Annotated in this window: 21 protein-coding genes and 1 pseudogene; 6 read left to right on the top strand and 16 right to left on the bottom strand. The window is 70.5% G+C overall.

Translation table 11 applies throughout. The features are described from left to right. The 4 genes from ACQEU1_RS06405 to ACQEU1_RS06420 all read right to left on the bottom strand — a co-directional run bounded on the left by ACQEU1_RS06405 (position 1) and on the right by ACQEU1_RS06420 (position 5,045). A complete protein-coding gene (locus ACQEU1_RS06405) occupies positions 1–2,166 on the bottom strand; it encodes a M20/M25/M40 family metallo-hydrolase (protein ID WP_433197221.1) in 2,166 nt (721 codons plus the stop codon). 101 nt (positions 2,167–2,267) lie between these two features. Continuing rightward, entirely contained in the window at positions 2,268–2,453 is a 186-nt protein-coding gene (locus tag ACQEU1_RS06410) for a hypothetical protein (protein WP_433197223.1), read from the bottom strand. Then, the gene (locus ACQEU1_RS06415) at positions 2,450–2,851 is read right to left on the bottom strand and encodes an MmcQ/YjbR family DNA-binding protein (protein ID WP_433197225.1); all 402 of its coding nucleotides are present in this window, start codon (positions 2,849–2,851) and stop codon (positions 2,450–2,452) included. Before ACQEU1_RS06415 ends, ACQEU1_RS06410 begins: the two co-directional genes overlap by 4 nt. A gap of 67 nt (positions 2,852–2,918) precedes the next feature. Next, positions 2,919–5,045, bottom strand: coding sequence for an ATP-binding protein (locus ACQEU1_RS06420; protein WP_433197227.1), 2,127 nt, complete (start codon positions 5,043–5,045; stop codon positions 2,919–2,921). A gap of 81 nt (positions 5,046–5,126) precedes the next feature. Here ACQEU1_RS06420 and ACQEU1_RS06425 point away from each other — a divergent pair, with 81 nt between their 5' ends. Together ACQEU1_RS06425 and ACQEU1_RS06430 are read left to right on the top strand one after the other, a co-directional pair. Continuing rightward, complete coding sequence (locus tag ACQEU1_RS06425; protein WP_433197229.1) at positions 5,127–5,432, top strand: hypothetical protein; 306 nt, start codon at positions 5,127–5,129, stop codon at positions 5,430–5,432. Beyond that, positions 5,432–5,734 (top strand): hypothetical protein, encoded by a 303-nt coding sequence (locus tag ACQEU1_RS06430; RefSeq protein ID WP_433197231.1) that lies wholly within the window; start codon positions 5,432–5,434, stop codon positions 5,732–5,734. Before ACQEU1_RS06425 ends, ACQEU1_RS06430 begins: the two co-directional genes overlap by 1 nt. 72 nt (positions 5,735–5,806) lie before the next feature. Here the strand turns inward: ACQEU1_RS06430 and ACQEU1_RS06435 are convergent, their stop codons facing one another. Both ACQEU1_RS06435 and ACQEU1_RS06440 read right to left on the bottom strand, forming a co-directional pair. Then, positions 5,807–6,817, bottom strand: coding sequence for a hypothetical protein (locus ACQEU1_RS06435; protein ID WP_433197233.1), 1,011 nt, complete (start codon positions 6,815–6,817; stop codon positions 5,807–5,809). Positions 6,818–6,827: 10 nt separating this feature from the next. After that, positions 6,828–7,400, bottom strand: coding sequence for an RNA polymerase sigma factor (locus ACQEU1_RS06440; protein WP_433197235.1), 573 nt, complete (start codon positions 7,398–7,400; stop codon positions 6,828–6,830). Positions 7,401–7,653: 253 nt separating this feature from the next. On the opposite strand from ACQEU1_RS06440, the gene ACQEU1_RS06445 reads away from it, so the two are divergent. Continuing rightward, the gene (locus tag ACQEU1_RS06445) at positions 7,654–9,747 is read left to right on the top strand and encodes a transglycosylase domain-containing protein (protein ID WP_433197237.1); all 2,094 of its coding nucleotides are present in this window, start codon (positions 7,654–7,656) and stop codon (positions 9,745–9,747) included. A gap of 24 nt (positions 9,748–9,771) precedes the next feature. Here the strand turns inward: ACQEU1_RS06445 and ACQEU1_RS06450 are convergent, their stop codons facing one another. Together ACQEU1_RS06450 and ACQEU1_RS06455 are read right to left on the bottom strand one after the other, a co-directional pair. Next, positions 9,772–10,665, bottom strand: a complete 894-nt coding sequence (locus ACQEU1_RS06450; protein WP_433197239.1) for an SAM-dependent methyltransferase — start codon at positions 10,663–10,665, stop codon at positions 9,772–9,774. A 16-nt stretch (positions 10,666–10,681) separates the two neighbouring features. Then, complete coding sequence (locus ACQEU1_RS06455) at positions 10,682–11,611, bottom strand: DUF6461 domain-containing protein (protein ID WP_433197241.1); 930 nt, start codon at positions 11,609–11,611, stop codon at positions 10,682–10,684. Between the two features lie 409 nt (positions 11,612–12,020). On the opposite strand from ACQEU1_RS06455, the gene ACQEU1_RS06460 reads away from it, so the two are divergent. After that, on the top strand, positions 12,021–12,593 hold the full coding sequence (locus ACQEU1_RS06460) for a hypothetical protein (protein ID WP_433197243.1): 573 nt from the start codon (positions 12,021–12,023) through the stop codon (positions 12,591–12,593). 114 nt (positions 12,594–12,707) lie between these two features. On the opposite strand, the gene ACQEU1_RS06465 is transcribed toward ACQEU1_RS06460, so the two are convergent. After that, complete coding sequence (locus tag ACQEU1_RS06465) at positions 12,708–13,178, bottom strand: hypothetical protein (RefSeq protein ID WP_433197245.1); 471 nt, start codon at positions 13,176–13,178, stop codon at positions 12,708–12,710. 250 nt (positions 13,179–13,428) lie between these two features. Here ACQEU1_RS06465 and ACQEU1_RS06470 point away from each other — a divergent pair, with 250 nt between their 5' ends. Both ACQEU1_RS06470 and ACQEU1_RS06475 read left to right on the top strand, forming a co-directional pair. Next, positions 13,429–16,533, top strand: a complete 3,105-nt coding sequence (locus ACQEU1_RS06470) for a BTAD domain-containing putative transcriptional regulator (protein WP_433197247.1) — start codon at positions 13,429–13,431, stop codon at positions 16,531–16,533. A 61-nt stretch (positions 16,534–16,594) separates the two neighbouring features. Further along, positions 16,595–18,583, top strand: coding sequence for a SpoIIE family protein phosphatase (locus tag ACQEU1_RS06475; protein ID WP_433197249.1), 1,989 nt, complete (start codon positions 16,595–16,597; stop codon positions 18,581–18,583). A 199-nt stretch (positions 18,584–18,782) separates the two neighbouring features. Here ACQEU1_RS06475 and ACQEU1_RS06480 read toward each other — a convergent pair whose 3' ends face one another. The 7 genes and pseudogenes from ACQEU1_RS06480 to ACQEU1_RS06510 form a co-directional block, all read right to left on the bottom strand. Beyond that, complete coding sequence (locus tag ACQEU1_RS06480) at positions 18,783–19,010, bottom strand: hypothetical protein (protein ID WP_433197251.1); 228 nt, start codon at positions 19,008–19,010, stop codon at positions 18,783–18,785. A 115-nt stretch (positions 19,011–19,125) separates the two neighbouring features. After that, entirely contained in the window at positions 19,126–19,389 is a 264-nt protein-coding gene (locus ACQEU1_RS06485; RefSeq protein ID WP_433197253.1) for a PRC-barrel domain-containing protein, read from the bottom strand. Then, positions 19,376–19,756, bottom strand: a complete 381-nt coding sequence (locus tag ACQEU1_RS06490; RefSeq protein ID WP_433197255.1) for a hypothetical protein — start codon at positions 19,754–19,756, stop codon at positions 19,376–19,378. The genes ACQEU1_RS06485 and ACQEU1_RS06490 overlap by 14 nt, the downstream gene beginning before the upstream one ends. Continuing rightward, positions 19,753–20,982, bottom strand: coding sequence for an NRAMP family divalent metal transporter (locus tag ACQEU1_RS06495; protein WP_433197257.1), 1,230 nt, complete (start codon positions 20,980–20,982; stop codon positions 19,753–19,755). The genes ACQEU1_RS06490 and ACQEU1_RS06495 overlap by 4 nt, the downstream gene beginning before the upstream one ends. Next, positions 20,979–21,374, bottom strand: a complete 396-nt coding sequence (locus ACQEU1_RS06500; protein ID WP_433197259.1) for a hypothetical protein — start codon at positions 21,372–21,374, stop codon at positions 20,979–20,981. Before ACQEU1_RS06500 ends, ACQEU1_RS06495 begins: the two co-directional genes overlap by 4 nt. A 56-nt stretch (positions 21,375–21,430) precedes the next feature. Then, on the bottom strand, positions 21,431–22,102 hold the full coding sequence (locus ACQEU1_RS06505) for an SDR family oxidoreductase (RefSeq protein ID WP_433197261.1): 672 nt from the start codon (positions 22,100–22,102) through the stop codon (positions 21,431–21,433). Next, positions 22,102–22,479: pseudogene (locus ACQEU1_RS06510) on the bottom strand (adenylyltransferase/cytidyltransferase family protein); the annotation flags it as partial. The gene ACQEU1_RS06505 and the pseudogene ACQEU1_RS06510, both read right to left, overlap by 1 nt. Positions 22,480–22,596: the final 117 nt, after the last annotated feature.

Here is a 22,596-nt window from a genome sequence, read left to right on the forward strand (position 1 = left end):
TCAACGTCCAGCGGGGAACAGGTACTCCTCTTCCGGTTCCGTGGTCGAGTGGGCCCACGCCTGGAAGAACCCGCTGAGGTCCTTGCCGGCCGTGCGCTGGGCCAGTTCCTCGAACTGCGGCCAGGTGGCGTTGCCGTAGCGGTGGTCCCGCAGCCAGGTGCGGAGCAGGGTGAAGAACTCGTCGTCGCCCATCGCCTTGCGCAGCGCGTGCATCATCATGGATCCCTTGGAGTACAGCGCGGGATCCAGTTCCTTGCCCGGTCCGGGGTCGTAGAGCCGGGTGGCCCAGAACTCGGGCCTGCCGTGGCTCTCCTCGTACATCGCCGGGTAGAAGCCCTTGTCCAGGTCGGCGCCGTTGTGCTCGTCCCAGAGCTGGTTCGCGTACTGCGCGACGCACTCCTTGATGCAGGCGTTGCGCCAGTCCGCGACAGACACGCTGTTGCCGAACCACTGGTGCGTGAACTCGTGCGCCATGTTCGCGTCGAACATCGTGCCGTTGAACGTCGGCCGGCTCTGCGTCTCGATCGCCGGGTGCCCGGTCTTGGCCCGCACGACGATGGCCCCAGTGCTGGAGAACGGGTACGGCCCGTACAGCTCGCTGAAGAACCTCAGCATCGGATCGAGGAGCTCTTCGGACTCCGGCAACACGGTCACGCCGGAGCCGTACCCGAAGTAGGCGGGCACGCCGGCCACGGTGCGCTCGTGGATCGTGAACCTGTCCACCGCGACGGTCGCCAGCGTGGTCTCCATCGGCTTGTCCTCGTGCCACCGGAACGTGCTGTGCCCGTCGGCCCTGGTCGTCTCGCCGGGCAGGCCGTTGCCCATCACGCTCCACCCGTCCGGCACGGTCACCGTCAGGGCGAACGTGGCCTTGTCACTGGGATGGTCGTTGGCCGGGAACCAGCTGGTCGCCGAGTGCGGCTCACCGTACGCGGCGAACCCGCCTCCCTCGATCGGATGCCAGCCCACCCCCGCCGGCTTGCCCTGATAGCGGATCCGGGTCGTGAACTTCTGCCCCTTGCGCACGGCGTGCTCCGGAGTCAGCACCAGCTCGTGCTCGTCCTCCCTCCTGCTGACGGCGGTCCCACCGTCCACTGTGGACTCGACGATCTCGAAGCCCAGCAGGTCGAGGTGGAACAGGGGGAGGTCCCGGGTCGCGGTCGCCGTGATCGTGGCGTCACCGGTGAGCAGGTCTGGCTTCGCCGGGTCGTACTGCAGCTTCACGTCGTAGTGCTCGACGTCGTACCCCGCGTTCCCGTCCTTCGGGAAGTAGGGATCGCCGACCCCGGACACGTCCTGGGCGGGGAGGTCCTTCAGCCGCCACAACGCGTTGATCATCGCGTTCGTGCTCAGCGTCTGCACGGCCGGATCGATGTTGGCGAGGTCGTCGCACGCCTTGTGGTAGCACGGGTCGAGCCCGGTCGCGAAACCTCCGACCGGCACCCCCTTCTGCTGGAAGGGCCAGTTGTCCGACCCTTCGCCACCGCCGACCTCGAAGGTCTGCTTGCCGTGCTCGCCCAGGTACGTCCGAAACGCCTCCGTAGCCTCGGCGCTGCCCGCGTCGAGGTTGAAGTACTGGTCCTCGTCGCGGGTCGCGACCATGTCGAAGTTGAGGTAGACGTCGATCTTCGCCAGATCCGCGGCGGACGAGCCGGCGACGTAGTGCCTGGACCCGTTGAGTCCTGTCTCCTCCGCACCCCACCACGCGAACCGCAGGTGCCTGCCGGTCTGCGGGCGCTCTCTCGCTACGGCGAGCGCGGTGGCCAGCACGCCCGCGGACCCCGAGGCGTTGTCGTTCATCCCGGGCCCGTCCGGCACGCTGTCGAGATGGGCGCCGAGCATCACGACGTGGTCCTCGTCCCCGCCCGGCCAGTCCGCCACGAGGTTGTACCCCGTCGCGCCGTCCTGCTCGAACGAGTCCACCCGCGTCACGTACCCCGCGGTGTCCAGTGTGGACTTCACGTGGTCGAGCGACGCCTTGAACCCAGGCGTTCCGTGCGCCCTGTTCCCGCCGTTCTGCTCAGCGATGGACTGGAACTTCTGAAGATGCGGAAGGACGTCCTGGTAGGTGACCGCGGGGCTGCCGGCAGCGGCGCTCGAACCGGCCACCGCCACCAACCCCGCGGCCGTCACCACGACGTTCGTCAACGCGAGAGAAAGTCGCATGTGGGGCGACGTTAGGACGTGGATGTCAGGAAATTGTCGGCGTGCGGTCGGCGAACGATGACGGTGGACGGGCGGAACTCAAGACAGGGTGCCGAACCGCGTCAACTCCGGCGATCCGGCAGCAACGAGACACCATCGGAGTCCGCGTGCACCACGTCGCCCGGCTTGAACTCGACGCCTCCGAACGTCACCGGGACGTCTACCTCTCCCGCTCCGGTCTTGCCGCTCTTGCGCGGGATCGTGCCCAGGGCCAGCAGAACGAGCTGCTGACGACTGCGGCCGCTCACGGGAGGAGGCGCCCGAGCTTCGCCGGGGCCTGCACGCGGTAGCTCTCGGTCAGCAGCTCCCTGATCTCGGCCCAGTCGGCGTCGGGCTCGATGATCATGCCGACCACGTCGGTTCCCCACGCGGCGCGGAAGAACGGCGGGCCGACGGCGACCAGCGAGTCGAACTCCTCGGCCTGTGCCCGGAACGTCATGACCACGGCGGGTTCGGTCAGTCCGGCGGCACGGCTGAACGCGCCGGTGCTGTCCGGATGTGCCGTGAAGACATGCAGGACGGTGCGCTGCCGGATGCGCCATCTCGTGCCGATCCAGGCCGGTTCCTCGTAGCTCTCCGGCAGGCCGGCGCAGATGTCGCGCAGGGCTGCCAGCACCTCGGGTGGCACGTCGGCGCGGTCGGTCATGGTCGGCAACGCTAGCCGGTGCCCCTGACACGGCTGCCGTCACCGGCATCACCTTCGAGACGGTCGCCTACGCCCCGCCTCGCTGGTCGTCGTTCAGGCGCTTGCGGACCGCCTTGCCCAGCGGTGAGTGGAGCTCCTCGTACAGGTCAGCGGCCCGCTGCCAGCACCGGCGCGCCTCAGCCGGGTCCTGGTGGGCGTCGCCCAGGTGCGCGAGCACCTCGGCCAGCGAGTAGAGGTCGCCCTCCTCCTCCGCCTCGGCCACGCCCGCGAGGTAGTGGGTGACGGCCGCGTCGAGGTTGCCCCGGCGGTGTTCGACGTAGCCGAGGGTGTCCAGCACGTCGGAGCGGTGCGCGGTCTTCATCGCGAGTGCCCGCTGGGCGTGTCCGGCCGCCTCGTCGAACTCCCCGAGCGTCGCGTGGCACCAGGCCATGCCGTTGAGCGACTCGGCTTCGGCGTGGCGGTTGCCCGCCGCGTGGAAGCCCTCCGCGGCCTGCCGGGCGTGCTCCAGCGCCTCGCGGTGCCTGCCCTGTTCGCCGTAGAGCATGCCGAGGCCGACCTGGGTGTAGGCACGCGCGTCCAGGTCGTCCTCGTCGGCCTCCAGTGCCTTGAGCAGCAACGCTTCCGCCTCGGCGCGCTCGCCCAGGCGCATGTGCAGGCGTGCGGTCATCTTCCACATCGCGGCCTGGCCCGCGCGGTCGCCCAGCCGGACGGCGAGGGCTTCGCCCCTGGCCAGGACATCGGCGTTGCCGGCGAGCCCGCCGGTGGAGTCGAGGACGTTCGCCACGACCCGGATGGTGGCGAGGACCTCGTCCGGGAACCCGTCCGCGGACCGGGCGATCGCGAGCAGCACGGGCATCTCGGTGGTGAGCCACGAGTTCGCCGCGGTGGCGTCGGCGTGCGTGATCGTGACGACCCCGGGCGCGGGCGGAGATCCCGGCCGCAGCTTCGTGATGGCGCGGGCGTTTTCGGCGTTGTGCCGGTAGTGCGCCACGAGGCGATGCAGTGCTTCCTGCCGTTCGTCCGGGTCGACCTGTTCGGCCGCGTAGGCGCGCAGGAGGTCGTGGAACGCGTAACGGCCCGGCGTGCGTTCGGTGAGCATGTGCGCGCGGACCAGTTCCTGCAACGCGCGCCGAGGTGCCGGGTCGGCGGTCAGGCTCGCGACGGCCGGGAGGGCGATCTCGGTGGCGGGATGGAGTCCGAGGAGCCGGAACGTCCTGGCCGCGGCCGGGCTGAGGGCGCGGTAGGAGCAGGCGTAGACGGCGCGCAGGTCCGCCGCCTCGTCGCCGCTGTCGAACCCGTCCAGCCCGCTCCAGCGCAGGTCCTCGGCGTACGCGGTGAGGGAGAACGAGGTGTGCGCTGCCCGTGCTGACACGACGGCGAGGGCCAGCGGCAGGCCGGCGCAGCGGTCGACGATCTCCGCGACGGCGCCGGGTTCGGCGGCCACCCGTGCCTCGCCGAGGCGGTCGGCGAGCAGGGCGCGGGCCTCCTCGCCGTTCAGCAGGTCCAGCGGGACGCTGCGGGCGCTGGTCGTCGCGACGAGGCCGGTCAGGTCGTGGCGGCTGGTGACGATCACGAGGCTGTCCGGCGCGCCGGGGAGCAGCGGGCGGATCTGGGCGCCGTCGCGGGCGTTGTCGAGCACCAGCAGCATCGAGCGGCCCGCCATCAGCGTGCGGTACAGCGCGGTCCGGGCCTCCTGCTCGTCCGGGACCGACCTGGACGGCACCCCGAGCGCGTCCAGGAACATCCGCAGCGCCTCGTCCGGCGCCAGCACGGAGCCGGACGGGTCGAAGCCGCGCAGGTCCACGTACAGCTGGCCGTCGGCGAAGCGGTGCGCGACGCGGTGCGCCCAGTGCAGCGCCGTCGTAGTCTTGCCCACGCCCGCCGTGCCCGAAATGACGGTGATGCCGGTACCGTCCACTGTGTCCAACCGGCGCAGCACCTCCGCGCGGCCGACGAAACCGGGGAGCTCCGGCGGCAGCTGACGAGGTGCGCGCAGGGCGTCCTGTTCCTGTTGTGGCAGGCCGAGTGCCTCGGCGAGCTGGCGGACGGAGGCCAGCTGCGGGTTGCCGCGCTTGCCCGTCTCGATGCCGCGGATGGTGCTGACGGAGACGCCGGACCGTTCGGCCAGCGCCTCCTGGGTGAGTCCCGCGCGGAGCCGGAACCGGCGCACCGCCGCGGCGAACTGTTCTGCCACCACGTTTTCCTATCAGAACCGGTCACACGTGACCGGTCGGTGCCCTGTTCCGCACCGGCCGAACCTCGCAGGATCGTGGTCATGACGAAGAAGATCGCGGCCGCACTGGTCGCACTCGCCTTCTCCACCGGTGGCCTGGCGCTCGTCGCCGCGCCCGCCTCCGCCGCGTCGTGCAGCGTGCAGAACGTGCGAGGCAGCGGTGGTCACAACGGCGCCGCCGTCACCTGTTACGACCTCGGCACGTTCCAGGCGTCGGCACGCTGCCGCCGCACCGACAACGGCTTCCAGTACACCCACTTCGGACCGATGGTGGGTCAGGGCAGGACCTCGACCGTGTGGTGCGACCTCAACGCCGTGGTCGTCTCGGCCACCGGGATCAACATCTGATGGCGCGCATCGCGGCTCTGGTCGCGTCCGGGGCGATCGTGCTCGGCGGTGTGGTGCTGACCGCGGCACCCGCTTCCGCCGCGGGGTGCGAGTGGTTCGGCACGCACGGCAGCGCCGGCCACAACGGCGCCATCGTGCGTTGCGTCGGCATCGGCCGCTTCAAGGCCGTGGCCGACTGCGAGCGCATCGACAACGGCTACCGCTACGCGCACTACGGACCGATCGCGGCCGACGGGGGAACGTCGACGGTGTGGTGCGACCTCGGCGCGGTGGTGAAGCACGCGACGGGCGGGCACGTCTGACCCTGCCGGAAGACAGTCCGAAGTGGACCGAGGTCGTCCTCGGTCCATTTCGGGCTGTCCTCCGGTCGTTGATCAGATCTTGCCGGCCGCCACGTCGCCGAGGTTCACCCGCGACGACCTGTAGTTCGCCACCGACTGCTTGTCGGTGCCCGGGACGACCTCAGAGCGGATCGGCAGACCGGTGCCCGCGTCGATGGTCACCACGTGCGAACCGCTGCCGCCCTGGATCGAGGCGTCCCCGGTGAGGATCAGCGTCGCCTGACCGTCCACCTCGCCCTTGCCGACCTTGGCCTCCGGCATCGTGGCGAGCAGGTTCAGCACGCCCGCGCGCACCTCGGGGTTGGCTGCTCCGATGAACAGCGCGTACGTGGAGTTGCTCCACAGGTGGTTGCTGAGGAGGTTCTCCCACTCCTTGCCGGTCGGCCGCGGCTTGGGCGCCGGTGCCTGCCCGCCCGCCTCGGTGATCGACCTGGACTTCTCCGCGTACCCCTTCTCCCACAGCGCGTCCTGCTCGGCCGGGCTCAGGCCGAGTCCCTTGCTGCCCAGGGGATCCATCATGGCGATCCTGGCCTTGTCCACGTTGGCGGGGTCGGCGGCGAGACGGGCCGCCTCCATCACCTTCGCGTCGAACGGCGTGGCCTGGTTCTGCCCCTTCCTGACCGCGGCCGTCACGTCCGACGGCTTCTCGCCGTGGAAGGTCTGCCCGTTGTCGGTGTAGACGGTGTAGAAGGTGTACGGCGAGCCGTCCTTCGCGACCACCGACTTGATGATCAACGACGCGTCACCGGTCCGCGCGCCCGCCGCCTGCACCTGGGAGGCGAGCTTCACCAGCGGCGAGTCGACCGCCGGCGGCGCCGCGACCGGCTCGTTCGCCGGCACGCCACCACCCGTCGTCGTGCCGATCACCACGGCGGTCACCACCGCGGCCGCGCCCAGAGCGGCCACGCTGACCTTCGGCCAGGACAACCAGCGCCGCGGCCGCACCACCGTGCTCTCCGGCTCCACCATCGCGGCGTCGAGAGCCGCGCGAGCGCGGTCGTAGGCCTCGGGCCGCGGGGACTGCACGTCACGCATCTGCTTCATCAGATCCATCTCATCCATGGGTTGTCTTTTCGGTTGTCGGTACATCCAGCAGCGCGGTCACCTCGGGGGCGTCGCGCAACGCCTTGCGGGCCTGGTGCAACAGCCGCCGGGCCGTGCCCGCGGGCAGGTCGAGCACCCGTCCCGCCTCGGCGACCGTCAGGTCCTCCCAGGCGACCAGGCTCAGCACCTCGCGCTCGTCCGGTTTCAGCCGTGCCAGAGCCCGGCGCAGCAACGCCTGCGTGTCCACGCGGGTGTCCACCTCCGGCCAGGGATCCCAGTCGCTCACCGCGGGCGTGAGGTCCGCGGCCGGTTCCGCCGCGGGCCCGCCCCTCCAGTGCCGGCGCAGCCTGTTGAGCGCGACGCCGAACAACCAGGGCCGGGCCTCCGGGTGCGAGCGGTCGTAGCCCGCACGCGCCTCGTAGGCCGCCACCCACACCTCGCCGAGCAGGTCCTCGGCCGCCTGCCGCCCCGCTCTGCGCGCCAGGTAGTCCCCGATCGCGGCCTCGTGCCGGTTGACCACCTCGACGAAGGCACGGGTGTCTCCGCTCAGCGATCTGCCGATCAGTTCCGCGTCTGACGACATGAAGCTCCTCGGGTTTCGCTTCCGCCTTACAACCTGTACTTGCCAACGCGGCGCGAAACCGTTCAGGTTGCGTCCGCCGTTCGCCAAGAGCGCTGGTCAACGGGTTGTGGGCGCGATGCTGCCGAGGAACTGCGGTCACGGTCGAGCAGCGGATGCAACCTGACCGGGCTCCGGTGCGATTTATACCGGTAAGGGAGTTTCCGGGGGTTTGTTCGGAAGGGGTCGCGGGTTGTTCGCCGCACGCGCGTCAGGCTTGGTCAAGTTGTTGGGGTTGTGCCTGACGGCGGGTGTGCTCCTCGCCGCGATGGTGTTCCCGTTCGTCGGAGGTCTCGGGCTCGCGTCCAACCGCGCGGCCGACACGGTCGACCAGACGTCCGGTGATCTCGCGAAGGGCGAGCTGCCGCTCGTCACCACCATTCAGGACATGAACGGCGACGCGATCGCCTACCTGTACGACCAGTACCGCATCCCGTTGGAGTCGACGCAGATCGCGGACACCATGAAGGGCGCGATCCTGGCCATTGAGGACAAGCGCTTCTACGAGCATCGGGGCGTGGACTGGCAGGGCATCGCCCGTGCCGCCGCCAAGGCCGGTGTGGACGGTGGGGCGACGCAGGGCGCGTCGACGCTCACCCAGCAGTACGTGAAGAACTACGTGGCGTTCGTGCTCGGCGCGGACAACGAGCAGGAGGCCTGGGAGAAGGCCACCGAGGCGACCGTCGGCCGCAAGCTCCGCGAAGCTCGGGTGGCGCTGCAACTCGAGAAGCAGATGAGCAAGGACGAGATCCTGGTCGGCTACCTGAACATCGTGCCGCTGGGCAACCAGACCTACGGCGTCGGCGCGGCCGCGAAGGCGTACTTCAACACCACGGCCGACAAGCTGACGGTGCCGCAGGCCGCGTTGCTCGCCGCGATCGCGAACCGCCCGTCGTCGCTCAACCCCGGTGCCTCTCCGGAGAAAGCGTTGGAGCGCCGCAACCTCGTGATCGACAAGATGCGCGAGAACGGCGCGTTCGGCGCGGACGAGACCGAGGCCAGGAAGAAGGCGGACGAGTTCAAGGCGTCGCCGCTGGGCGTCGCCGAAGGCCTGCGGATCCTGCCGAAGGGCTGCGTCGGCGCGGGTGACGGCCCGATCTACGGCTTCTTCTGCTCCTACCTGCTCGACTACCTGCGCGACGCGGGCATCACGGACAAGCAGCTGCAGCGCGGTGGCCTGACCATCAAGACGACGATGGACCCGAAGGCCACCAAGGCCGCGAAGGACGCGGCCGAGCAGCAGGTCAGCAAGACCCAGGACGGCGTCTCGAACGTCATCTCCATCGTCCAGCCAGGCACCGACAAGCACCGCGTGCGCGCGCTGGCCGCCTCCCGCGACTTCGGCAACAACGCCGAACTCGGCCAGGTCGCCCGCCCCGCACCCGCCGAGGTCCTGCCGTTCGGCCCCGGTTCCGTGAACAAGATCTTCACCGCCGCCGCGGCGCTGGAACGCGGCATCACGGGCATCGACCGCAAGATCAAGGTGCCGAAGACGTACGCGTCAAGGGTCTACCCGAACGGCGGCCAGGCCTGGCAGGTCAAGAACTCGGGCACCTACGACGAGGAGATGACGCTCACCAAGGCACTCGCGCAGTCGCCGAACACCGGCTTCGTGATCCTGCAGGAGCAAGCAGGCCTCAACAACGTGGTCGACATGGCCTACAAGCTCGGCATGCGCGACACCCTCTCCAAGGTCAACCGCGGCGCCGAACCGTTGAAGTCCGACGGCTCCAACGGCCCCTCCCAGGGCGACTGGACCAAGCAGAACAACGCGGGCTCCTACACCCTCGGCCCCGGCGCCACCAGCGTCCTCGAACTCGCCAACGTCGCCGCCACCATCGTCTCCAGCGGCACCTGGTGCCCACCCACCCCGGTGGAACAGGTCCTCGACCGCAACGGCAAGCCAGTCCCGCTCAAGGAAGCCCCATGCGAACAGGCCGTGGAGCCCGCCCTCGCCGACTCCCTGGCACAAGCCATGTCGCAGGACATCGCCCCCGGCGGCACCGCCTCCGGGGCGGCCGGCGGAGCGCGCTGGAACCGCCCGATCATCGGCAAGACGGGCACCACCGAAGAGCACAAGTCGGTGGCCTTCCTCGCCGCGACCCCGCAGTACGCGGGCGCCGCCATGACCTACGCCGACGGCAACAACCCGCAGGTCATCTGCGGCGACCCGATCCGCCTCTGCCCGGGCAACCGCAACGGCATCTTCGGCGGCCAGGGCGCCGCACCGACCTGGTTCAACGCCATGAAGGTGATCCACGAAGGCCTGCCGGTGCAACAGCTGAAGCCGGCAGCGGCCAAGTACAGGTAGCCCGACCGCAGGAAATCCGCCGGTTCAAGCCTGCGGCGAGGGAGTCCCGGCCTGGGTCGCCGCCGGAACCTGACGCTCGTCGTCACTTCCGGCGCCCCTGGTCGCGGCGGCGAGCCACGCCGCGGGCACTGGTGAGACGGACCGACCGTGGCCGATCGCGGGGTCCACACCCTCGTGGACGCTCGCCTCCCATCCGGCGGCACCGAGCCAGTCCCCGATGTCGTCCCGCGCCGCCGTGAAGACCACCCCGTGCTTGCCCAGCCCCTCGCGCACCTGAGCCCCCTGCTCGTCGAGCATCGACACCTGCAGGTGCTCGAGGAGCAGGTGGCTGCCAGGAGCCGACAGCGCGGTCACCTCGGCCAGCAACGCGTCGCCCTGGGCCGGCGTGAGGTACATCAGCACACCCTCCACGAGCCACGCGGTCGGCTGCTCCGCGTCGAACCCGGCCGCGCGCAACGGCTCCGTCCAGTCCGCGGCAAGGTCCGCGGCCACCCCGACGCGCTCACACGCCGGCGTCAGGCCCGAGCGCGCGACCACGGCGGTCTTGAACTCGGTCATGCCCGGCAAGTCGAGCTCGAACCAGCGCGTACCGGCCGGGCACGGCAGGCGCGTCGTGCGTCCGTCGATACCTGCGGCGAGCGTCACGACCTGACGCACACCGCTGTCCAGCGCCTCGGCGATCCGGTCGTCGAAGAACCGCGTGCGCACCACGTGGTACGAGGGAAAACCACTCGACGTGACGCCCATCTGCGCGATGAACGCCTCCAACGCCGGATGACCTTCCAGCTCTGCGACGAGGAAGTCGGCCAGCGGATCGGTGAAGAGCGGATGTGGCTGGGAAGCCTCGACGTGCCGGACCCAGGCGGTGTAGAGGGCGGTGTGGCTCAGGCCGTCGGCGGGGATCTTCAGGTCCGGCATCGGGTTTCTCCCCCGGTCAGGCCAGGTCGGCGCGGAACGTGGCGGCCAGCGCCCTGGTCAGGTGGCCGAAGCGATGACCGCGGGCGCGTTGCTCGTCGGTCATGCGGCTGCGTTCGAGGTTGAGCGACCAGCTCGCCCGCCGTGCCAGCGCCGACCACTCGCGCACGTGCCGGCCCAGGTCGCTGTCCGGGGTGACGACCACGGGCGCGGCGGCCAGGGCGGCGGCGAGACCGGGGGTGGCGGCCACGTCCAGTTCGGCGACGAGCCGGGCCGCCTCGGCGGGGGCGTCCTCGACGTGCTCCGGCGTGGTGCGGCTGAACCAGCTGTCGACGTGCATGCTCGGCAGGGAGGCGCTGACCTGCTCGAACGTGGGCGGAGCGCCGATGATCCGACCGGCCAGCGCCATGCCGCGGCCCACAACACCCTCGTAGCGGTGCAGCCAGCTCTCGTCGTCCTCGTCGTCCTCGTCGTCGGAGTCCTCGTAGTCCGGGTCGAAGCCCGCCTCGCGGATCAGCGGGAGCAACCGGTCCGGGTCCGAGCCGGCGCGGTCCTCCGGGTAGTTGAGGTTGAAGCAGGTGGTGACGGTGCCGTCGATCGCGTGCTCGAAGCGCGGCGACGCGTAGTCGTGCCGCACGACAGCCAACGCCTCGGTGCCGCGTGAGAGCGCATCCACCAGCGGTCCCAGCGTGTGACTGGTCGGCTGGACCAGCACCGTCCACTCCCCCAGCGCGAACGCCGAGGCCACCTCGGGATAGCCCTCGTCGAACGTGTGGGCCGCCGCGATCTCCGCGGGCGTTCGGTGCGCCAGGGTGTCCTCCAGGCCGCCGATGCGCCGCAACGCGTCGAGCGGTTCGACACCGCGCACGAACGCGAGCGAGAAGATCTCGCCGAGAAACGCGGGATCGCCGTGACCGGCGTCCGCCCAGGACAGGTCGCGCTCTGCCAAGTGGTCCCCCAGAAAGGTCGCGGATTCCTCACCCGCGCAGTCCGTTCAAGGTCAATTGGTAGCGCGTCCGAGGTGACGCTGTCGAGCCGCGTCCGTCCCCGCGCGGATCGGGTGCGCCGGACCGCGACCAACGTTGGTAACAAGTCGGCTCGCTGTTTCGACACCACGGCCACGATGGCGACAGACCCAGAGGTGTTCGATGGCGAACCGGTTCACGTACCCCGCGGACGACGACATTCAGCGGTGGACAGCATCCCTGGGCGGCAAGGAGCCTATCCAGGACGCTCGTCGAGTCTCAGCTGAGGTCCGACGCCACGGGCGGCTGTTCACGTACTCCGCGATTCTGCCTGTCGCCGCCGGTCTGCCCTTGGCTGCACTCCTTGGACAACACGCCGCCTCCCTTCCCGGGATGACCTACTGGACCCTTTTCTCAGCCGTCATCCTGGCGATGATGGTCGGCATTCTTGGCTGGCGTCCGTTGCTCGGTCACTCTGCGCCTCGGATGGCCTTGGACTACTACGCTTCCGCTTGCGTCGATCGTCTCCGGCGAAACTCGCCGGACACGAGGGATTACCTCCTCAAAGTGCTGCCCGCATTGGAGAGCGTCCTCTTGAGCAGGCGACACGGTGAAATCTACGCGGCAAGCCGCGGAAGCCGAAGTGTTCTGTCGCGGTCGTTCGCGGAGGCAGCCGATCGACTGGCCTCGGCCGAGCAGGACTGGCTGCGCGCGAATGACAACGACACCCGAAAAGCACTGATTGACGCCCTCGGCAAGTTGATCGCCGCTCGTCACTTCAAGGACTGGCCCGCCCCTTCGACCGACGCCGGCGTCGAGGGCGGCTCGGCGCCCGTTGCCACCGGGTCGCTGAGAGCAGTTTTCGCCAAGGTTCGCGATCAAATGACAGAGAAGGCGCTCACTCAGCTGATCTTCGCGATTGGAGCGCTCTTGGCACTGGCGCCGAAGTTGACGTCAGTCTTCTAGATACCTGCGTGACACCGCCGAACCCAGGTCCAAAGACTCGGCCGGCGAGTATCAGCGCGTAGGGGTGCGCCGGACCTCGAGTCCGGCGCACCTCGAACCGCAGCAGTGCCCGGATCAGCGTTGGCGTGCCGTGGCGCCGTCGGCGATCAGGTTGCCGCCGATGTACTTCTGCGACAGCGCGCGGAACGTGTACCTGGCGGCGTCGCCGTTCAGGTTCGGGGTCCAGCAGCGCCGCTCCCCCGGCCGGATGTGCTGGTTGCCGCCCGGCTCGGTGTCGCAGTTGACCTCACCGACCCAGTTCCCGTTGTCGTAGCGCTGGAGCCAGACCTGCGCCGTCTGGTTCGTGACGAACGTGGTCTCGTACAGCGCGAACGCGAAGTACAGGCTGCCCTCCCGGCAGAGGTAGATCGTGCCGATGCGGTCGCCGGTCGAGATGGACTTGATCGGCCCGGTGCCCACGACGGTCTGGAAGCCCCTGTCGTTCTGGCAGTCCGGGTTCGCCTCGGCTCCCGCCGACGCCGGTGCCGCCAGGCCCAGCAGCACCGCCCCCGCCACGGCGAGCGCCGCGGTGATCCTCTTGAACACGTTTCCTCCTCGTTGCACGGTGGAGTGCCGCGCAAGCACGTTGGCGATCGAGTCCTGCGGAGTTCTCGCAGGTTTCCTGAGCTCCACGAGTCGGCCCCCCTCTGGTTCGGCCCGTCTGCACGGGCAGGTCAGGAGCACTCTCGGGGACGGCGTGCCCAGATCTCGCCCAGGTCCTGTGACCGGCCGTGCACACTGAGTGAGTGGAGCTCTGGGTGTCAGCACGTCTCGTTCCGGCCGCCGGGACCGTCCGATGAGGTTCCTGGTGCTGGGTCCGCTGGAAGCGCGGACCGGCGGAGAGCCGCAACCGCTGGGAGGGCCCCGCCAGCGCGCCGTGCTCGCGGCGCTGCTCCTGCGCGCGAACCAGGTCGTGTCGGTCGAGTACCTGGCGGACGCCGCGTGGGACAGGCCGCCTGCTCGGCCGGAGGGGAACCTGCGGACGTACGTGAGCGGGCTGCGCAGGCACCTCGGCGCGGAGGCGGACCGGCTCGTGACGAGACCCGGCGGTTACCTCTTGCGCGTGGAGGAGGCCGAACTCGACCTGCTGGAGTTCGACCGGCTCGCCGCGCGGGCCCAAGGCGCTGAGGACCCCAGATCGGTGGCGGACCTGCTCGGCCGGGCGTTGCGGTTGTGGCGCGGCCGCCCCTTCGAGGGGCTTGCCGCTGGACCGGCGCTCGCCGCCGAGGCCGCGGGGCTGGAGGAGCGCTACCACGGCCTGGTCTGCGACTACGTGGCGGCGCGGTTCCTGCTGGGGGAACACACCGACGTCGTTCCCGAGCTGCGCAGGCTCACGGCGGCGCATCCGCTGCGGGAGCAGCTGTGGAGCGATCTGGTGACGGCCCTGCACCGGTCGGGGCGTCGCGCGGACGCGCTCGCCGCCTACCAGGAGGTCCGGGCGCTCCTCGACCGGGAGCTCGGTGTCGCACCCGGCGCGCGGCTGGTGCGGGCGCACGCCGACGTGCTCGCCGACGTCGGTGAGGAGGAGGTCCGGATCAGGTCCGTCGCGGTCGCTCAGCTGCCCGCGGCCGCGCCGGGGTTCGCCGGGCGTGCCGAGGTGCTGCGCTCGTTGGACGGTCTCCTGCCGGACGTGAGCACGTCCGCGGTCGTCGCCGTCATCACCGGAACAGCGGGGATCGGGAAGACGGCGGTCGCGGTTCAGTGGGCGCACCGGGTCCGCTCGCGGTTCGGCGACGGCCAGCTGTACCTCAACCTCCGCGGGCACGGCGGAGGCGAACCGCTCACCCCCGGCCTCGCGCTCGCCGCGTTGCTGGCGACGCTCGGGGTGGACAAGAGCAGGGTGCCGGCCGATCCCGCGGAAGCCGCCGCGCTGTACCGCTCACTGCTGGCGGACCGCCGGATCCTCGTGCTCCTCGACAACGCGGTGACGGCCGAGCAGGTCCGTCTCCTGTTGCCGGGCACGCCTTGCTGCCTGACGCTGGTCACCAGCAGGAACCGGCTGGACGGGCTGGTCGCTCGTGACGGTGCCCGGCTGTTCGTGCTGGACCTCCTGAACCCGGCCGAGGCCCGAGGAGTGCTGGAGTACTTCCTCGGGAGGCAGCGAACGGCCGCGGAGCCGGAGGCCACCGGCCGGCTGGCCGACCTGTGCGCCCGGCTCCCGCTCGCGTTGCGCATCGCCGGGGCGAACGTCGCCGGCAGGCCCGGCTCGTCGATCGAGGACTACGTCACCGAGCTCCGCACCGGCGACCGGCTGACCGAGCTCGAAGCGCGGGGCGACCCGGACACGGCGGTCCGCGCCGCGATCGACCTGTCGTGCCGGAGCCTCGAACCGGAGACCGGCAGGCTCTTCCGCCTGCTCGGGCTGATCCCGGGGCCGGACGTGACCGTCGCCGCCGCGGCCGCGCTGTCCGGCGCGGACCAGGTCGCCACCGAGCACGCCTTGCGCTCGCTCGCCTCCGCGCATCTCGTGGAGGAGCACGCGCCCGGCCGGTTCACGTTCCACGACCTGCTCCGGCTGGCCGCCTCGGAACAGTGCGAGGCCAGCGAACGGACCGCGGCGCAGCACCGCCTTCTGCTCTTCTACGCGATGGCGGCACGAGCGGCGATGGAGGCCATCGTCCCCCGTGCGTACCGGCCGCTGCTCACCGTCGAGTGCGAGCTCCCGACGTTCGCCGACAGCGCGGCAGCGACCAGGTGGCTCGACGCCGAGATCTCCAACCTGGTTCCCAGCACCCACCTCGCGGGAGCCCTCGGCCAGTCCGTCGTCGGGTCGCTCCTCGTCCACGTGACCGGACAGGTCCTGGACCGGCACGGCGACGCGGTCAAGGCGTTCGACTTCGCCGAGACCGCGCTGTCCTGGACCCGCGCCACGGACAACTTCTCCGGGCAGGTCCACGCGCTGTGGTCGCTCAGCGCCACTCTCTGCCTGGTCGGCGAGTACGACCGGGCGGAGGCGCACATGGAGGAGGCCCGCCGGATCGTGGAGCGGGAGGGCGTCTCCGATCTGGGCAGCATGGTGTTCAACCACCTCGGACGCATGTGCGCGGCCGCGGGGAGGCCGCGCGCCGCGGTCGACCACTACCGCAACGCGGTCGAATGCGCTCGGAAAGTCGGACACTCGTTGGTGGTTCCGATCAACCTCCTGTGCGAAGGCGACATGCTGTGGGAGCTGGGCGAGCTGGTGGACGCACACCGCCTGCTGACCGAGGCGAAGCGCCTGGCCGAGGAGGCAGGAGACCGTGCCGCCGTGCTGACCGGCGTGTTCCAGCTCGGCCGGACCTGCCAGGCGCTCGGCCGGTACGACGAGGCCGTCGAGCACTTCGAGGCAGGGCAGGAGCTGTGCCACGAACTGAACGAGCCGGCCGTGCTGAGCAGCATCCTGAACAACCTGGCGGGCACCCGTCGCGACATGGGCGACCACCCGGCCGCGGTGCGCGTCGCGTCCGAGGGTCTGCTGGTCGGCACCGAGCTCAACACACCCAAATCGCAGTCGTCCAGCCACCACGTGCTGGGCAGCACCTACCGCCTGATGGGCAGGCATTCCGAAGCGTTGGCGGAGCTGCGGCTCGCGTTGACGTTCGCGCTGAAGGCCGCGAACAGGCGAAGCGAGGGTGACGCTCTCGTGTCGCTGGCCGAACTGCACCTCGACCTGGGCCGGCCCGAGCTCGCGCGCGAGTTCGCCGGGCAAGCGCTCGACCTCAGCCGGGCGACGGGGAACCGGCTGATCGAGGCGGAGAGCCTCAGGGTTCTCGGGGAGGAGGCGCTCGGCCGGCACCGGTCAGCGGAGGCCGCCAGGTTGCTGGCCGAAGCTCATGATCTGCATCGGCTGTCCGGATACCGGCTCGGTCTTGAACGAACGCGGCGCGCACGTGCCCGATTGCCGTTGCCGTCACCACGGTGAAGCCGCCCGATCCGGACAGCTGATCGGTCGGAGCCCCGCGCCGTGGGTAGGTTGGCGGAGTATGGAGCTCAGTTCGCGGCAGCACGGTTCTGACGGCGACGATCCGCGCGCGAGCCGGACGGGGTCCGCCGAGGTGTTCCGGGACTGCGTCGACCAGCTGTCGCTGATGATCGGCGCGTACGAGGGACCTGAGCACGTCGTGGTCCTGGCGAACGAGATGTACCGGCAGTTCACGCAGGCCGCCGAGCCGATCGGCAAGCCGGTGCGCGAGATCCTGCCGGGGTTCGAGGCGCAGCAGATCCTCGCGCTGGTCGAACGGGTGTTCCGCAGCGGGAAGCAGGAGTCCGGGCGCGAGTGGCGCATCCAGATCGGCGAGGACGACGACGGCGCGCCGCAGGAGGTCTTCCTCGACATGGTGCTCGACCCGTACTTCGACGGGGAGGGCCGGATCGCCGGCACGGTCGGGTACGCGATCGACGTCACCGACAAGGTGAACCAGCGGCGGGCCGCCGAGCAGCGCACGAGCGAGGCGCAGTCGCGGTACGAACGGGCGCGCGATGTCGTCGCCGAGTTGCAGGCGGCGCTGTTGCCGACCGCGTTGCCGGTGCTGCCGCAGGCGAAGATCGCCGCCCGGTACCTGATCGCGGCGCAGGACCAGGCCGCAGGCGGTGACTGGTTCGACGCGATCGCGTTGCCCGACGGGACCGTCGCGCTCGTGGTCGGTGACGTCGTCGGGCACGGCGTCGCGGCCTCCGCGGCGATGGGGCAGCTGCGGGCCGTGCTCAAGCACCTGCTGTTCACCACCGACGACCTGAGCGCCGTGCTGGAGCAGGTGAACGCCTTCGCGCGGCGGGAGAAGGCCCTGCGCGCGTGCACGCTCGCGGTGCTTCGGATCGACCCGCGGACCGGGCGGTTCACCTACAGCCTGTGCGGTCATCCCGCGCCGCTCGTCCTCCACCACGACGGGTCGACGTCGTACCTGGACGACTCGACCGGCGGGCCGCTCGGCGTCGGGCGCACCCCGGTCGTGGCGAGCGGGCAGCTCGGTGAGAACGACCTCGTCCTGCTCTACTCCGACGGGCTGATCGAACGTCCCAACCGGACACTGGTCGAGAGCGCCGCGGAACTGGCCACGGTGGCGTCCGACGCGGCGATGAACCGCGTGCTGCCCAAGGGTTCCGCGGACTCCGCCACCGAACGCGTCTGCCAGCTGACCGTCGAGCTGCTGACCCGTTCCGGCTACCGCGACGACGTCACCACCCTCGCGTTCCAGCGCCTCGCCACCCCCGTGGCGCCGCTGTCGGCGCACTTCACCGCGACCCTGGAGCAGCTTCCCCTGGCGCGCAGGGCGATCCGGCATTGGTTGTCCGAAGTGGACACAGGACGCGGTGACCACGACGCGCTGGAGCTCGTCGTCGGCGAGACCTTCACCAACGCGGTCGACCACGCCTACCCCGACTCACCGGGGCCGGTGCACCTCACCGCCGAACTGCAGCCGGACGGCGTCTGCGAGCTGCGCGTCGCCGACGAGGGCCGGTGGCGCGACCCGGTTCCCGGCGACCACAGGCGCGGGCACGGGCTGCTGCTCTGCGAACAACTGGTGGACGAACTCACCCTGACCCACCCACCTCAGCGCGCCGGCGAGCCAGAAGGAGCGCGCGGCACCACCGTGACCGTCCGCCACCACCTCAACCGCCCGGCCATGCTCGCGTCCGCCACCACCTCGTCACCCAGCGGCGACGGAACGACGCCGTACCGCTCCGAGGTCGTCGCGGACGACCGAGGTCAGCTGATCCGGGTCTTCGGATCGGTCGACGCCGCCTCCGGGGTGGCGTTCGAACGCGACCTGCTCAAGGTGTCACGTGGCGGCACCATGCCGCTCACGGTCGACCTGGCCGGCATCACCCACCTCGCGAGCTCGGGCGTGCGGGTGCTGTTCGAGGTCGTCGACCAGCTCGCCGCCCACCGGCGGAAGGCCACGCTCATCGCACCCGCAGGTGGCCCGGCCGCGCTGGTGCTGGATCTCGTCGACCTCGAACACCGATCCTGACCGACCACTGGCGCGTCCGGCACGGCGTTCACCACCAAGGCGAGCACCGGCTCGGTCTCCGGCCACGCCCAGGGCCCGTCGCAGCACTGTGGACGCACAGCTCAACGACAACTACTTTGTGGCGCGCATTCGCAGCGCCAACGGCGACCGAGGGAATCACCAGCTCGTCTGCCGAAACGCAACGCGGTCACAAAGTGCCTCAGTCGTGCGGGGCGATGTCCACGACCGTCGCCCACGGCACCAGGTCGATCCGCGAATCGGTGCGGATCAGAGGAATCCAGCGCAGGTTCGTGCCCGGATCGACGATCTCCGGCCCCATCGCGACCGCACGGCGGAACACGTCCTCCGCGGTGGGTGAGTCGTCGAAGTACGTGACGACGGCGCCGTCGCGGAGCAGCTCGGTGACGGTTCTCCCTCTTGCTGTCATGGCCCCAGATACCCCGGGCGAACAGGGATAACCGCTGTGCACGGGTCGGATTCCCGCAGCGGGACCACCCACTCCCGTCAGGCCGATCGCGAGCGGTGCGCACAGGTCCGGCCGGTCACCGCGACCAGTCGACGTCCTCCCACGGCACCTCCCGCATCCCGCGGTGCACCACGTCCGACAGGCGTTCGAGCAGCCACGGCGGCTGGATGCCCGGCCGTTCGAACCCGAGCAGACGTCCGCGCCGCCGCGGTGCCACGAGCACCCGGACCACGCGGTGCCTGCCCTGCTCGTCGGTTTCGGTGAGCAGGTCGGCCACCCGGCCCAGCTCGCGCCCGGCGTGGTCGTGGACGGTCCGTCCCAGCAGGTCACTGGCCCGCATCGGTCGCTCCCGGAATCCGGCCGATCACCTTGTCCCGCAACCACAGCTCCAGCGCGGGGGTGTCCAGCAGCTCGTGCCGGACGTCGAGCCTGATCGCACTGCCGATGTCGGCGACGCGGTCGATCGGGATCCGCAGGGGGCGCGGATCACCGGTGGTGTGCAGCCGCCGGGCGACGGCGGCCATCCACCGGCCGACCGCTCCCCCGATCCGCGTGCCGAGCGCGTGGTGCCCGACGAGGATCGCCACCACGTGCGGCCGGCCGTCCTCGTCCACTCCCAGCTCGACGTCGTCGGCCTTGCCGACGAGGTAGCCGTCCAGGTCGACGATCTGGCGGTCCAGCAGGTCGAAGTCGATCCGCACGCTCACCCTCCCATCCCGGTGAGGACCATCAGCGGCACCGCGGCGACCGCGGCCACGAGGATGATCACCAGGTAGACCATGCCCAGTGCGTTGGTCAGGCGGCCGTTGACGTGGTCGCCGAGGTAGTCGCGGTCGTTGGCGACGATCAGGATCGGCAGGTAGGTCAGCGGCAACGCGATCGCGCTGAACACCAGCGAGTACTCCGTGATCGCGATCGGGTCGGCCGTGGTGAGCAGCATCGCGACGCCGAGCAGGATGCTGATGAGCACGACGACGTGGAACCGCGCCGCCTGCTTCGGCCGCACGAGTTTGCCCCACTGCCAGCCGAAGTACTGCGCCACGGCGTAGCCGGCGGACAGCCCGGTCTCCAGTGCGGCGCCGAACGTCGCCGCGAAGAACCCGAGGATCACGACGACCAGGCCGAGCTTGCCCAGTGCCATCGCCACCGGCAGCGCGGTCTGGCTGAGCGCGTCCACCCGGATCCCGGCGGGCGCGTAGACCACGGCCGCGCAGCCCATGATCGCGAGCGAGAGCAGGCCGCCCAGCGGGAAGCCGACGAAGACGTTGACCCGTTCGGTGGCGAGGTCGCGGGGCGTCCACTTCTCCTCCACCGCGCCGGACGAGAAGAAGAACACCTCGTAGGGCGTCATGGCGGCAGCGAACAGCGCCACGGCGAAGAACGCGTAGGTGCCCCAGTCCTCGGTGGACGGCGGACCGAGGCTCGTGACCTGGTCCGCGAGCTGCCCCCAGGGCGGATCGAGCGCGAAGAACGCCACGACGAACACCACGAGGGCGAGGCCCGCGAGACCGAAGACGCGTTCCATCGGCTCGAACTTGACCCGCCACAGCACGACCCAGAGCACGAACGCGGCGATCGGCACCCACAGCAGGTAGTGCACGCTCGTGGCGAGCTGGATCGCGAGCGCGACGCCGCCGATCTCCGCCGCGAGCGTCAGCAGCGTGACGAGGTAGGAGCCGGCGAGGTTGGCCAGCGCGACGCGGGGCCCGAGCCGTTCCCTCACCAGGTCGAACACCGGACGACCGCTGATCGCGGCCACCCGGCCCGCCATCTCCGCGTACACGCAGATGCCGATGACACCGACGATCACGACCCAGGCCAGCCTCATCCCGAACCGGGCACCGGTCTCGGAGTTCGCCACCAGGTCGCCGATGTCGACGAACCCGCCGATCGCCGTGAGGATGCCGAGCGTGACGGCCAGAAGTCGTTTCACCGCAGGCCTGCCAGCACGGTCCCGAGCTTCGCCGCCAGCGCGCTGAGCTCCTCGGTCCGCCCCGCGTCACCGATCAGCTGGGCGGACTCCTCCAGCAGAGGTACCACCTCGGCGCGCAGCCGGCGGGAGTCCTCGTCAGGTGCCTCCGAGTCGAGGACCTGCGACAGCGCCGTCGTGACGCTCTCGCGGGCGTCGTCGAGCGCGGTGGATTCGTAGGGGCTCAACGTCCCGCCGTCCTGGGAGGTTCGCCGGACGAGCGCGGCGGTGCCGACCGAGGACAAGGCGTCCTGAACGCTCGACTCGACCGCGGACCGGTACTGCCCCGCGGTCTCCGGCCACACCCCGAACAGCACGAGGGCGAGCAGCACCGCTCCCAGCCCGATCAAGACCATCCGGCCACGCATCCGCACCCGGCTCGCTTACCCGGCTCAGGGCGGGTGAAACATCGCTACGGCCAGGACGGTTCCTCGGCGTGTGCGATGACCAGTTCCCTGATCTCGCAGTCCTTCGGTTGGCCGAGCGCGAACACGATCGCCTCCGCCACCCGGTCCGGCGGGTTGAGCTTGGAGAGGTCCTTGGGCCGGTACTGCTCGGCGCGGTCGTCGAAGAAGCCCGTCCGCATGCCACCGGGCACCACCAGCGTCACCCCGATCCGCCCCGCGGTCTCCGCCGCGAGAGCACGGGTGAACCCGACGACACCGAACTTCGAGGCGCAGTAGGCGGTCGCGTCGCTGACGGCGCGCAACCCCAGGGTGGAGCCGATCGTGACGACGCGCCCGCCGTCGAGGTGCGGCAGCGCCGCCCTGATCACCGCGGCGGTGCCGAGCAGGTTGACCTGGACGACGCGTTCCCACTCCGCCGCGGGCACCTCGGCGAGCGTGCCGCACCTGTCGACGCCCGCGGCGGTCACGACGGCGTCGAAGCCTCCGCAGCGGCCGGCCAGCGCACGCACGGCGGTCGCGGTGGCGCGTCCGTCGGTCAGGTCGGCCAGTTCGAACTCGCCCGTGGCCGGCGCCGACTTGTCCAGCACCAGCGGTGTGCCGCCGCTGTCCCGCACGGCCTCGGCGACGGCGGCGCCCAGACCTGCCGCGCCCCCGCTGATCAACACGTTGCCCAGCATCAGGTCCTCCTCGTCAGGATCTCGGTCGTCGAACGGCCGCGGTGGTACGGCACCACGACCGAGCGGCCGCCCCAGCTCCGCACCACGGCCGTCTCCGGCATCAGTTCGGTGGTGTAGTCACCGCCCTTGACCCACACGTCGGGGCGCAGCAGCCGCAGCACGTTCTCGGGGCTCTCCTCGCCGAACACGACCACGTCGTCCACGGATGCCAACGCGCGCAACACCTCGACGCGGTCGGCCTCGCGGTTGACGGGTCTGCCGTCGCCCTTCAGCCGCCGCACGGACAGGTCGGAGTTCAGGCACACCACCAGGCAGTCGCCCAACGCCCGTGCCGCGGCCAGCATGCGCACGTGACCCGTGTGCAGGACGTCGAAGCACGTCTACACCGACCTGTCACCCACCGACGGCAAGAGCACCGTCTCCGGTCTCGCGGTGTGCTGAACGACCCGCACGCGCGCCGCACACAGTTGCGTTCACGCTGGTCAGAGGCGAAG

Source organism: Lentzea sp. CA-135723, from assembly GCF_050936595.1.
GTDB lineage: Bacteria > Actinomycetota > Actinomycetes > Mycobacteriales > Pseudonocardiaceae > Lentzea.

Coding starts and splice junctions, on each gene's coding strand:
- ACQEU1_RS06405 (WP_433197221.1), bottom strand. CDS start 2,166: ATGCGACTTTCTCTCGCGTTGACGAACGTCGTGGTGACGGCCGCGGGG.
- ACQEU1_RS06415 (WP_433197225.1), bottom strand. CDS start 2,851: ATGACCGACCGCGCCGACGTGCCACCCGAGGTGCTGGCAGCCCTGCGC.
- ACQEU1_RS06425 (WP_433197229.1), top strand. CDS start 5,127: ATGACGAAGAAGATCGCGGCCGCACTGGTCGCACTCGCCTTCTCCACC.
- ACQEU1_RS06430 (WP_433197231.1), top strand. CDS start 5,432: ATGGCGCGCATCGCGGCTCTGGTCGCGTCCGGGGCGATCGTGCTCGGC.
- ACQEU1_RS06435 (WP_433197233.1), bottom strand. CDS start 6,817: ATGAAGCAGATGCGTGACGTGCAGTCCCCGCGGCCCGAGGCCTACGAC.
- ACQEU1_RS06440 (WP_433197235.1), bottom strand. CDS start 7,400: ATGTCGTCAGACGCGGAACTGATCGGCAGATCGCTGAGCGGAGACACC.
- ACQEU1_RS06450 (WP_433197239.1), bottom strand. CDS start 10,665: ATGCCGGACCTGAAGATCCCCGCCGACGGCCTGAGCCACACCGCCCTC.
- ACQEU1_RS06460 (WP_433197243.1), top strand. CDS start 12,021: ATGACCTACTGGACCCTTTTCTCAGCCGTCATCCTGGCGATGATGGTC.
- ACQEU1_RS06470 (WP_433197247.1), top strand. CDS start 13,429: ATGAGGTTCCTGGTGCTGGGTCCGCTGGAAGCGCGGACCGGCGGAGAG.
- ACQEU1_RS06475 (WP_433197249.1), top strand. CDS start 16,595: ATGGAGCTCAGTTCGCGGCAGCACGGTTCTGACGGCGACGATCCGCGC.
- ACQEU1_RS06480 (WP_433197251.1), bottom strand. CDS start 19,010: ATGACAGCAAGAGGGAGAACCGTCACCGAGCTGCTCCGCGACGGCGCC.
- ACQEU1_RS06485 (WP_433197253.1), bottom strand. CDS start 19,389: ATGCGGGCCAGTGACCTGCTGGGACGGACCGTCCACGACCACGCCGGG.
- ACQEU1_RS06500 (WP_433197259.1), bottom strand. CDS start 21,374: ATGGTCTTGATCGGGCTGGGAGCGGTGCTGCTCGCCCTCGTGCTGTTC.
- ACQEU1_RS06505 (WP_433197261.1), bottom strand. CDS start 22,102: ATGCTGGGCAACGTGTTGATCAGCGGGGGCGCGGCAGGTCTGGGCGCC.